Raw genomic sequence first — 11,454 nt, forward strand, 5'->3', positions numbered from 1 at the left:
CGCAGATCCTCAGGCACCGTTCGTGTTCTACGTGTTCGGGCCGGGCGGCATCGGCAAGTCGGCGCTGCTGCGGCGGCTGGCGGACCAGGCCAGCTCCGCGGGTCGCGTGTTCGTCGAGCTGGACGGCCGCTTCATCGGCCGGGACCCGGCCGACTTCGAGCGCGCCGCGGCCGCTTTCCTCGATGTTCCCGACTCGGTGCTGTTCGTGGACTCGTTCGAGCACTGCCAGTGGTTGGAGAGCTGGCTGTGGCAGCGGTTCCTCCCCCGCGCCGCCGCCGGTGCGCTGGTCGTCCTGGCCGGCCGCGTTCCGCCACAGGCCCAGTGGGTCGCCGACCACGCCTGGGCCGGGCTCCTGCACGTCAGCGAACTCGAGCCGTTCTCCGACGAGCAGGCCCGCGGCCTGCTGGCCGCGGCGCGGATCCGCCCCGAGCTGCGCGACCGGGTGCTCGGCTTCGCCGGTGGCAATCCGCTGGCCCTCGCCCTGGCGACCGCCGCGGCCGCGCAAGGCTGGAGCCGGGACGACATCTGGACGCCCTCGGCCGACATCCTGCGCAACCTGCTGGCCGGACTGATCGGTGAGGTGCCCACCGCGGCCCACCGCCGCGCCCTCGAGGTGGCAGCACAGGCGCACTCGACCTCCGAGGAACTGCTCACCGCGGTCCTGCCGGACGAGGACGCCCACCTGCTCTTCTCCTGGCTGCGGGATCTGCCCTTCATGGAGTCCACGCACCGGGGGCTGCACCCGCACGACGCCGCGCGCGAGACACTGGCCGCTGACCTGCGCTGGCGCGCACCCCACGCCTTCGTGTCCATCCGGGAGCGGTTGGTGGAGGAATACCTGCGCATCCTGCGCGAGGCGCCGGAGGAGCGGGTCTGGACCGTCACCGACGAGCTCTTCTATCTCTTCCGGGAGATGCGGAGTCTCACCCGGCTGCGGACCTGGTCCCGCGAGGACGAGGTCCACGACCGCCCTCTCCATGACGATGACATCGATGTCATCGTGCGGATGGCCGAGGAGACCGAGGGGCCCGAATCCGCGGAGATCGTCCGCTACTGGGTGCGGCGCCAACCGAGCGCCTTCAGCGTCTACCGGCTCGTGAGCACGGGCCGGACCGTGGCTTTCACCGCCCGGCTCGCCCTGTCGGCCCCGCCCGACGCCGAGGACCTCGACACCGATCCCGTCGTCGCGGCGGCCTGGGCGCACACCGAAGCCACCGCGCCGGTGAAGCCCGGCGAGCACATCGGCGTCAGCCGCTTCACGATCTACCCCGAGCGATACCAGGTGCCCTCGCGGGTCATCGACCTGAGCAGTTCCCGGGCACAGGCGGAGGCCGCCCGAGCCCCGGGTCGCGCATACGGCTTCGCCGTCTGGCGCGACGCCGAGACGTGGTCCGAACGGGTCAGCGGCACCCTCTCGGACACCGGTGCGCGGCCTCGGGTCGGCGCACACACGTACGGAGTGTTCAGCGTCGACTGGCGCCAGGTCTCCGTGGAGTCCTGGCTTCGCCGTTTCATCTCGGCCACCGACGTGCCGGTGGAGTCCGGGCCGTCCGCCGTGTCGCGCACGGCGTTCGACCAGGCCGTCCGCGAAGCCCTCGTGTACTGGCGTGACGCCGGCGCCTTCGCCGCCTGCGCCCTGATGCGCGTACGCCTGGCGGCCGACCTCGCCGATCCCGTCAGGGAACTGCGCGCCCTGCTGCAGCAGGCCATCGACAATCTCGCCTCCGACCCCCGTGGAGTGCGGGCCCGCGACGCCCTCACGGCCGGCTACCTTTCCGGTGCGCCGACCCAGGAGGCCGCCGCCCGCCGCCTCGGCCTTCCCTACGGCACGTACCGTCGCCACCTCCGTCAGGGCCTTGACCTGCTCTGCGACGCGCTGTGGCAGTGGGAGCTCCACGGCATCCCGTAGCCCGGGTGGACAGGGGCGGACAGGACTGGACAGTCGCCGCCCCTGGAGAGTGGTCACCTTCCGGCGTGAGGCTGTGCGTCATGAACTTCGGACGTACGCGTTCCTCCTCGCCGGGCGCTGTGCTCACGGCGCTCGCTGCGGCACAGTTCACCGTCATGCTGGCGACCTCGATCGTGAATGTGGCGCTGCCGCAGATCCGCGCCGGGGTCGGCCTGTCGGATGGTGACATCACCTGGGTGGTCAACGCCTACGGTCTGGCGTTCGGAGCACTGCTGCTGGCCGGCGGACGGGCGGCCGATCTGCTGGGCCGCCGCCGGGTGCTGCTCGCCGGCCTCGCGCTGTTCGCGGGATCCTCGCTGGCGGCGGGACTGGCCACCACCCCGGGCGTGCTGATCGCCGCCCGTGCCGTCCAGGGCCTCGGCGCTGCCACCATCGCTCCGGCCGCGCTCGCCCTGACCATGGGCTTGTTCCCCTCCGGTGCCGGCCGGGGCCGGGCCTTGGGGGTATGGGGCGCGGTCTCCGGCGCGGGAGGAGCGGGCGGCGTCCTGCTCGGCGGTGTGCTCACCCAGGCGTGGGGCTGGCCCTGGATCTTCCACTCCGTCGCCCTCCTGGCGGTGCTGGTTCTTCTCGCCGTGGTGGCGCTCGTGCCGCAGACCGCCGGCCAGAAGGACGGCGGGTTCGATCTGTGGGGCACCGCCACCGTCACCCTCGCCCTGACCTGCCTGGTCTGGGGACTGACCACCGCACGCGGCGCCGGCTGGACCGACACCCGGGTGGTGGGCGCTCTCATCGGAGCGGCCGCGCTGCTCGCGGCTTTCGCCGCGATCGAGCGTCGCCGGCCGGACGCCCTGATCCCACCACGGCTGTTCACCACCGGCCGGGTCGCCGCCGGCAACCTGCTGATGGCACTGCTGGGATCCGTATGGATCGCCCTGTTCTTCTTCCTGCCGCTCTACCAGCAGCAGGTCCTCGGGATGAGCCCTCTGGCCACCGGCGCGGGCCAGCTCCCCCTCGCCGTGGCCAACATGCTCGGCGCCGCCCTGGCACCCGCGGTCGCCCGGCGTATCGGCGGCACCGCGACCGTCGTACTGGCCCTGCTCACCGAGGCCGCCGGCCTGCTCTGGCTATCGGGCATGCGCACCGACGGCAGCTACCTCGTCGATGTCCTGGGCCCGAGCATCCTGGTCGGACTCGGCCTCAGCGTCGCCTTCGTCCAGCTCACCGCGCTCGCCGTGGAGGGGGTGCCGACGCAGGACGCCGGGCTGGCGGGCGGACTGGTGAACACCACCCGCCAGGTCGGCGGCGCCATCGGCCTGGCCGCCCTGGCCACCCTGGCCGGTTCCGTCACCAGCCACTCCTCCGGCCAGCCCCCGCTCGCCGCCCTCACGGCCGGCTACCAGACCGCCTTCGCGGTCTCCGCCGCGATCCTGACCCTCACCGCGCTCCTGGCGGTCCCGCTCACCCGCGGCACCCGCCCGACCCGCGACACGGGGGCGCGCCATCCGGTCGCGACCGCCGTTTCCCGCTGATCCACCCACACCCCCAACCGGCGGCGCCGCGCCGCCCGATCGCGACCACCGCTTCCCGCTGATCCGCCACACCCCCAACCGGCGGTGCCGCGCCGCCCGATCGCGACCACCGTTTCCCGCTGATCCGCCACACCCCTAGGAGAGAAGATGACCAGCAAGCCCTACCTGACCGGTCACTACACCCCGGTCGTCGACGAGATCACCGGCGTCGACCTCGCCGTCGAGGGCACCCTGCCCCCCGAGCTCACCGGCCGTTTCATCCGCAACAGCCACAACCCCAAACCCGGCGTCACCCCCACCCACTGGTTCAAGGGCAGCGGCATGGTCCACGGCATCCGCCTGCGTGACGGGCGCGCCGAGTGGTACCGCAACCGCTGGGTCCACACCCCCGCCCTCGACGGCGCCCCCTACCTCACCGACCACGGCCCGGACCTGACCGCGAGCACCGCCGGCACCCACGTCATCGAGCACGCCGGCCGGCTGCTCGCGCTCTGTGAGGCGAACTACCCCTTCGAGCTCACCCCGGAGCTGGAGACGGTCGGCGCCTACGACTTCGGCGGCAAGCTGCGCACCGCCATGACCGCGCACCCCAAGGAAGACCCGGCAACCGGGGAGCTCCACTTCTTCGGCTCCTCGCCATTCCCGCCGTTCCTCGTCTATCACGTCGCCGACGCCAAGGGCGAGATCATCCACAGCACCGAGATCCCAGGAGCGACCGCTTCCCTCAAGCACGACTTCGCGATCACCCGCCGCCATGTGGTGTTCATCGAGGGCAACGTCACGTTCGACCCCGCCGAGCACTCCGGGATCCCCTACAGCTGGAGCGACAAGCAGCCGTCGCGCATCGGCGTCATGCCCCGCGGCCACGACGACACCCACGCCATCCGCTGGTTCACCATCGAACCCGGCAACATGCTGCACGTCGCCAACGCCTACGAGGACGGCCAAGGCCGCATCGTGCTCGAAGGCCCCACCGTCGACCGCGAAGGCTTCCAACTCTCCTGGAACTGGTGGATCGGCGCACCCGCACGCGGCACCGAACCCAACACCCGCTCCTACACCCGCCGCTGGGTCATCGACCTCACCGACGGCACCGTCGACGAACAAATCATCGACGACCTCGCCGTCGAATTCCCCACCCTCAACGAGGACTACCTGGGAGCCGAGCACCGCTACCAGTACGCGGTGTCCTTCCCGGACCACCAGGGATTCGGCGGCTACGGCATCGTCAAATACGACCGCACCACCGGCGCCCGCCGCATCCACCAGGTCGGCGACGCCCGCCTACCCAGCGAAGCCGTCTTCGTCCCCGCCGCCGGCGCCACCAACGAAGACGACGGCTACCTCCTCACCGTCATCTCCGACCTCAAGCAGGACGTCTCGCAGCTGCTGGTCCTGGACGCCGCCGGCCTGGACCGGGTCGCCACCGTCCACCTCCCCCGCCGCGTACCCGCCGGCATCCACGGCTCCTGGATCCCCGACAGCGCCCTGGGCCACCGCGAAGCCTGATCCGCGATTCCCCGGGAACGCCGACCGGTCGGCGTTCCCGGGAAACGGGTCTGAATAGGCGGATAACGACAACCCACGTCGTTTCGCCCGCCTCCGTTCATGGTGCGGTTCTGGGAGGCTTGCACCGGATGTCCCCCGGCGAGGAGAACCAGTTCGGAGGTATGGGGAGGCACCACCATGAACAAGAACCGCCTGATACTGACCTCGTCAATGGCCGTCGTGACCGTTGCCGTCGGCGCCCTGTCCGGCAGCGCGGCTCCGGCGTCCGCGCGGTTCGCCGCCACGCTGATCTCGCACCACTCCTTCGGAACGATCGTCCGGGGCAGCACCGTGTGCGTCGGCCCCCTGTCACCGACGACCGACCCCAACGGCAACACGCCGGGAGTCCAGATCTCCGGCTTCACCAACGGCTCGTCGAACCTCACCTGGCAGGTCTTCTCGGTGTCGTCACAGAGCGCTCCGACGCTCGTCTTCCAGACCAACGCCCGTTTCGTCGACGAGACAATCCGACCGACGAGCAACATGCTGTTCCACGCGTGCGCCGCGAAGAGCGCCGGCGCCACACAGGACTACAACCTGACGCTCAACTCGTTCCCGGTCGAGTGACCCTGGGCGACGCGAGAACCGTGGTGGAGCCCGGAGCATTTTGCGGGCTCCACCACACACTCGCCGACACATCGTCAAGCCGGTAGGAGCGGGCGAGTTCCAGGCCACGGGCCGCCCCGCACCCCTCGCCCCGCATCCCTCGCCCCGCATCCCTCGCCCCGCACACCGCGCCCCTCGCCCCGCATCCCTCGCCCCGCGCCCTGCACCCCTGCCCCGCATGCCGCACGCCGCCCCTCGCCCCGCGACCCCTCGCCCCGCACGCCGCCCCGCATCCCTCGCCCCTCGCCCCGCACCCCTGCCCCGCATGCCGCATGCCGCATGCCGCCCCGCACTCCTCGCCCCTCGTCCCTCGCCCCTCGTCCCTCACCCCGTCGGCCGTCGGCCGTCGGCCATCGGCCGGAAAATCGCACGTCAGATTGGTTGTGGCTGGGGCACGATGGCGGCGTGATCAGATTTCGACGGCATAGCCGTCAGCCCGTCGCCGCGCCGGAGGAGCCCCCGGCGCTCCCCGCGATCCGCGAAGCCGTCGAGGCGGCCTCGCATGGTGGGTGGGAGCAGGCGGCACACCTCGCGGAGCTGCTCGCGCAGCTCGCCACTACCGGCGACGTCGCACGTGGCCGCGCCGCTTTGAAGGAGTTGACGAGCCGGCCGCGAGCCATGGTGAGGTTGGACGATCACGCTCGGCCCGCCTGGTGGTACGAGGTGCGTCAGACTCCGCTGGCCGAGCAGTGCGCCGCCCGCGCGGCGGCCGGCGCAGTCAACGCACCGGTCGCGGTTGCCCTGGCAAGCACTCACGGTGACGGGCACGTCCGTGAGCGTGCGGTCGTGGCGATGCTGGCCGCTCCCACGGTGGAGTTGATGCCCTTCCTGGTGCTCCGCACCAGCGACTGGGTCCGTCCCGTGCGTGACCGAGCCCGGGCCGGCCTGGCGCTGTTACTCGCCGACGACCCGGACACCTACCTGCCCGCCATGCTCGGCGTGACAACGGCGATCGACCAGCGGTGGCGCGGCACGTTCGCGGCGGCGCAGGCGACGGCCGCCCTCTCGACCGCGTCGCCCGCGCTGCGCCGGACCCTTGCCGCACTCTCGACCGCGTCGCCCGCGCAGCGCCGGACCCTTGCCGCACTCTCGACCGCGTCGCCCGCGCAGCGCCGGACCCTTGCCGCACTGCCGCACCCGGCGTCCCGGCGCTTCGTGTGCGACCTGGGGCTGAGCTGGAATTGGTGGTCCCCGGAGGAGTTGATCGACCTGGCCGAGTCGGGTCCAGACGTGCGGATCCGAGCCCGGGCCGCCGAGGCGGCCTGCCGCGACGCCGTCTGGCGACGCCGCCAAACCGTGCTGCACCGGCTGGCCGGCAGCCGGCGCCCGGAGGTGCGGATCGTGGCGCTGACCGGACTCGTCCGTACCGGCAGCGACGCGGACGTGGTGACGCACCTCGACGACCCGGCCTCGTTGGCGCGGGCCCTGGCCCGCGACGCCGCCCGCCGCACCGGCGTCGACGCCCTCGCGAAGTATCGCGATGCCGTGCTCACCGCACCGACCGCGCCGGTGATCGCCGGCTTCGCCGAGACCGCCTCGAGCAACGACGCGCCGCTCCTGCACCCCCTGCTGAGCCACCCCCAGGCCAAGGTCCGTGCCGCCACGGTACGGGCGCTGCGTCACCTCGACGCCGTCGACGCCGCCCGCATAGTGCCGCTGCTGCGCGATCCGTCGGCGGTGGTGGTCCGTGAGGCGGTCGCGGCCCTGCGACCGATCGCGAATACCGTCCCCGCCGACCTGCCCTGGGAGCTGCTCGCCGACCCCCGTGCCGCGCTACGCCGAGCTGGCTACCGCCTGCTCACCCCAGGACCCGCCCGAACCTGTCTTCGCGCCGGACTCATCGCCGCCGCCGACCCGGACCCGCGGCTGGCCCTGCGCGGCCGGACCGACGTCGCCCGCCTCGCCCTTGACGCCACCGAAGCGGCCCGGCCTTACAAGCTGCTTCCCCACCTCGATCTCACCGCCGAGGAGCACGCTGACTTCACCGCTCTGTTCCGGCGGGCCGAGCCGGCCCTCGCGCCTGACACCGTCGCCGGGCTCACTAACTGGCTCACCGCTACCACCGCGGCATGAGCCGGCTCACGGGCCTGACACCGAGGCCGGGCTCACTAACTGGCTCACCGCTACCACTGCGGCATAAGCCCGCCGCAGCGATCGCACGGCCCGCCGGAACGAGCCGGCGGGCCGAGCACTTCCCCATCCTCGCCGGTCAGGCGGAACCGTCGAGGTTGGTCACCTTCCCAGCGAACTTGTTGGTGCTGCTGCCGGTGGTGCCGGGCCGCGTGACGCCCCAGACCACCACCGAGCTTCCGGCCTCGGCGAGGATGAAATTCGTCGTCTCGGCGCCGGGCTGAGCCTGGACGGCGCCGCCGATCGTCTGGTTGACGGTCGTGCCGGTGATGTGGATGCCGACCTTGCTGCCACCGAAGGTGTACGCCCCGAACAGGCTGCAGCTCTTGCTGGCCCCGATGAGAAAGCCCTCGACCGTGTACACCTCGGCGGCACAGCTGGTGAGCGTGACGGACCCGCAGGTGTAGAGGGCGTAGCCCCGCTGCCCGCCGTCGTTGGCGCACGCGTTCAGCGTGGAGTAGCTCACGTTGTCGAGCTCGTAGCCGTTCTTGGCGTTGTTGAGGGCGTAACAGGCCTCGAAGGCGAGGGAGGTGGCGGCCGCCACCTTGTTCTCCAGCCTCGTCTTCGTGACGTAGAACCCGTTGCCGCCGTTCTTGACCGTCTGGACCCGGGTGATCCTCGACGCGATCGCCGCGGAGAGGTAGACGCCGCAGTCGCCCCAGTCCCGGACGACGCAGTCCTCGATGGTGATGTTCGAGATGCCGGTGAAGCTTTCGACGTCCGTCGTCGTGCTGGGCACCAGGTAGATGCCGGAACTGCCGGCGACCTTCTGATCGGCCATGAGGGTGAGGCCGGAGATGGTCACGTAGTTGACCGACGCGGTGCTCACGGACATGATGCCGTGACCGGCGCCCTTCTGAACGATCTTGGTGGCCTGAGCACCCGATCCGAACAGTCGCTGGTTGGAATACATGACGATCGGCTTGTCGATGTAGAACGTGCCGGTGCCCAGGAGCGCCTGGCGGCCCACGCCCTGCAGCGCCTCTTGGATGGCCGCACGGTCGGTGGCGCCGGTCTCGTCACCGCTCGGCGTGATCACGACAAGCCCGGTCGTCCCGGCCAGAGCGGCGGCAGGCTGGCCGAAGATCATCCCGCCCGCGGCCACTCCGGCTCCCGCCAACGATCCGGCGATCAGTCCCCGGCGGCTGCGCCCCACCCCGTCGTTCTTCGTTGCCATGCGGTGACTCCCATCACTTTCTGCGCGGCGGCCTGAGCCGCCAGCTCCCCGTTACCCCGCTCGGGCATCACAGCCGTCGCGGGCAAGACATGATCACAGAAAGATCATTTGGCGCGCTACCCCGCTCACGCCGGGCACACACCCCCGCGTCCTCGTTGGCCGCTGGGCTGAGAGTCCCGTCCCGGGTCCTGGTGATGAGTTGTCGCGGCCGTACCCGTCATATCTACGACCGGGCACGACGAGGCGGAAGGATGACGTGATGAGTGCGGACACGCGGTTGGAGGAGCTGGGCGTGAGCGGTTTGGGCGAGGTCGACGAGCCGGCGTTCTCGGGGCTGGCGGAGCGGCACCGGCGGGAGCTGCACGTGCACTGCTACCGGATGCTCGGATCGTTCGAGGACGCCGAGGACACCGTGCAGGAGACGTTCCTGCGCGCCTGGCGGCGCCGGGAGACCTTCGAGGGGCGGTCGACGTTCCGGGCCTGGCTGTACCGGATCGCCACCAACGCCTGCCTGGACCTGCTCGCCAAGTGCCGCCCGGAGCCCGCGACCGGCGGTGAGGTGCTGTGGCTGCAGCCGTACCCGGACCGGTTGCTCGACGAGCTGCCCGCGGGCGCCGCGGACGATCCGGAGACCGTCGCCGTCGCGCGGGAGACGATCGAGCTGGCGTACCTGGTCGCGGTCCAGCACCTCGCGCCGCGCCCGCGGGCCGTGCTGATCCTGCGGGACGTGCTCGGCTGGCCGGCGAAGGACGTCGCGGAGCTCCTCGGTGACTCCGTCAACTCCGTGAACAGCGCGCTGCAGCGGGCCCGCGCCGGCATGCGGGAACACCTGCCCGCCAAGCGACAGGACTGGAGCGGCGGTAAGGAGGACTCCGGGACACGCGACCTGGTACGCCGCTTCACCGACGCCAGCGTGGCGACGGACATCCCGACGCTCGCCTCGATGCTGCGCGATGACGTCCGGTTCTCGATGCCACCCACGCCGGGCTTCCACGTCGGACGTGACACGGTCGTGAACAACTGGATCGAGGACGGCTTCGAGGGCATGAAGGGCCTGCGCGGCGTTCCCACCTCCGCGAACCGCCAGCCCGCCGTGGCCTTCTACCTCTGGCAGGAGCGGGAGGGCGCGTACCTGCCGCTGACGATCGACGTCCTGCGCGTCACCGACGGGGCGATCAGCGAGATCGTCACCTTCCACGCCGACCAGTTCCCTCGGCTCGGACTGCCGGATCGCCTACCCGCGGACGGCACGGAGTAGTCCCGGTGTGGACACTCGCGCTGCGCGGTGGCGCCAGGCGTTCGGCGTCGTCACCCACGGGCGGGTACAGCTGGAGCTACGCGACGGCGAGGGTGCACATCGTCACACTCAGGGGCCAACAACGCGCGGCGCAAGGGCGTACGCACCAGCGTGGCCCCGAATCAAGTCGACGACGCTTCCCAGAATGCCGTGGCGAGGCTGAAGGCGCGGAAGTCTCCGGTCGTCGTGCCGGACATCTTGTTCATGGCGTAGGCGATGGTGGTGCGCGCGTCCATGTCGATGATGGCCAGCGAGCCTCCGTAGCCGCCCCAGTACAGCGTGTTCGGATTCGGCAACAGCCCTGAGTCCAACGCGAATCCCAGACCGAACCTCATCGGTACGCCCAGAACCAGATCAGTGCCCTCCACCTGCTGTTCCAGCGCCCGTCGACACCCAGCCTCGGACAGGAAACGCCGTCCCTTGACCGTACCGGCGTTGGCCAGAATCGCGTGGATCTCGGCCACGGCGCGCGCGTTGCCGATGCCGCCGACCGCGGGGATCTCCGCGCCGCGCCATGCCCGGGTCCGGGTGACCTGGACGTCCAGCTCCGGGTTGGTGGCGACGTTCACCTGCAGCTCGCTGCTGCCCTCGCCGCCCATCGGAGCCGGGCCTGCGGGTGCGATCAGGTCGGCGACGCGTGCGTCCTCGGACGCGGGCAGGCCTATGTGGAAGTCCGCGCCCAGCGGCGCGGCGATCTCGTCGCGAAACACCGTCCCCAGCGACCGCCCGGTGATCCGTCGGATCACCTCACCGACGAGGTAGCCCTGGGTCATGGCGTGATAGCCCGACCTCGTCCCGGGTGTCCAGTACGGCTCTTGGGCGGCCAACAACGCGGTCGCCTTCTCCCAGTCGTAGAGGTCTTCCCTGGTAATCGGCTCTCGCCAGCCGCACAGCCCCGCCGAGTGACTCATCAGCTGCGCGACCGTGACATCCTGCTTGCCGCCGGCGGCGAACTCTGGCCAGTAGCGCGCCACCGGCGCCGCGAAGTCGAGTTCACCGCGGTCCGCGACCAGCAGCGCCGTCAGTGCGGTCATGGTCTTGGTGGTGGAGTAGACCCCGACGATCGTGTCCTCGCGCCAGGGTCTCGTCCGGCCCTCGTCGGCGAATCCGCCCCAGAGGTCGACGACCGTCTCGCCGTCCACGGTCACGCAGAACGACGCGCCCACGTCCTCGCCGGTCGCCAGATTCTCCTCGAACACGGCCCGTACTTGCGGAAATCGTTCTGGCATTGGCCGATCGTGGCGGACGCCCATCGCCC

At 71.2% G+C, this 11,454-nt stretch carries 8 protein-coding genes; 6 read left to right on the forward strand and 2 right to left on the reverse strand.

All coding sequences use genetic code 11. The features are described from left to right. The first annotated feature begins 22 nt into the window (after positions 1-22). From AB0M36_RS24245 to AB0M36_RS24265, 5 genes are all read left to right on the forward strand, one after another. Entirely contained in the window at positions 23-1,909 is a 1,887-nt protein-coding gene (locus tag AB0M36_RS24245; RefSeq protein WP_364161168.1) for an ATP-binding protein, read from the forward strand. A gap of 80 nt (positions 1,910-1,989) precedes the next feature. After that, positions 1,990-3,438 carry an MFS transporter gene (locus tag AB0M36_RS24250; RefSeq protein ID WP_364161170.1) on the forward strand — a complete coding sequence of 483 codons (1,449 nt, stop codon included), beginning with the start codon at positions 1,990-1,992 and terminating at the stop codon, positions 3,436-3,438. A gap of 147 nt (positions 3,439-3,585) precedes the next feature. Continuing rightward, positions 3,586-4,947, forward strand: a complete 1,362-nt coding sequence (locus AB0M36_RS24255) for a carotenoid oxygenase family protein (protein WP_364161172.1) — start codon at positions 3,586-3,588, stop codon at positions 4,945-4,947. 177 nt (positions 4,948-5,124) lie between these two features. Further along, positions 5,125-5,553: a hypothetical protein gene (locus AB0M36_RS24260; RefSeq protein ID WP_364161174.1), complete on the forward strand. Its 429-nt coding sequence runs from the start codon at positions 5,125-5,127 to the stop codon at positions 5,551-5,553. Positions 5,554-5,997: 444 nt separating this feature from the next. Further along, a complete protein-coding gene (locus AB0M36_RS24265) occupies positions 5,998-7,665 on the forward strand; it encodes a hypothetical protein (protein ID WP_364161176.1) in 1,668 nt (555 codons plus the stop codon). A 136-nt stretch (positions 7,666-7,801) separates the two neighbouring features. On the opposite strand, the gene AB0M36_RS24270 is transcribed toward AB0M36_RS24265, so the two are convergent. Then, a complete protein-coding gene (locus AB0M36_RS24270) occupies positions 7,802-8,899 on the reverse strand; it encodes a right-handed parallel beta-helix repeat-containing protein (RefSeq protein ID WP_364161178.1) in 1,098 nt (365 codons plus the stop codon). Positions 8,900-9,158: 259 nt separating this feature from the next. On the opposite strand from AB0M36_RS24270, the gene AB0M36_RS24275 reads away from it, so the two are divergent. Beyond that, a complete protein-coding gene (locus AB0M36_RS24275) occupies positions 9,159-10,157 on the forward strand; it encodes an RNA polymerase subunit sigma-70 (RefSeq protein WP_364161180.1) in 999 nt (332 codons plus the stop codon). Positions 10,158-10,318: 161 nt separating this feature from the next. Here the strand turns inward: AB0M36_RS24275 and AB0M36_RS24280 are convergent, their stop codons facing one another. Beyond that, the gene (locus AB0M36_RS24280; RefSeq protein ID WP_364161183.1) at positions 10,319-11,425 is read right to left on the reverse strand and encodes a serine hydrolase domain-containing protein; all 1,107 of its coding nucleotides are present in this window, start codon (positions 11,423-11,425) and stop codon (positions 10,319-10,321) included. Positions 11,426-11,454: the final 29 nt, after the last annotated feature.

Origin of the sequence: Actinoplanes sp. NPDC051346 (assembly GCF_040682215.1) — a bacterium.
GTDB lineage: Bacteria > Actinomycetota > Actinomycetes > Mycobacteriales > Micromonosporaceae > Actinoplanes.

Coding starts and splice junctions, on each gene's coding strand:
- AB0M36_RS24270 (WP_364161178.1), bottom strand. CDS start 8,899: ATGGCAACGAAGAACGACGGGGTGGGGCGCAGCCGCCGGGGACTGATC.
- AB0M36_RS24255 (WP_364161172.1), top strand. CDS start 3,586: ATGACCAGCAAGCCCTACCTGACCGGTCACTACACCCCGGTCGTCGAC.
- AB0M36_RS24260 (WP_364161174.1), top strand. CDS start 5,125: ATGAACAAGAACCGCCTGATACTGACCTCGTCAATGGCCGTCGTGACC.
- AB0M36_RS24280 (WP_364161183.1), bottom strand. CDS start 11,425: ATGCCAGAACGATTTCCGCAAGTACGGGCCGTGTTCGAGGAGAATCTG.
- AB0M36_RS24250 (WP_364161170.1), top strand. CDS start 1,990: ATGAACTTCGGACGTACGCGTTCCTCCTCGCCGGGCGCTGTGCTCACG.
- AB0M36_RS24275 (WP_364161180.1), top strand. CDS start 9,159: ATGAGTGCGGACACGCGGTTGGAGGAGCTGGGCGTGAGCGGTTTGGGC.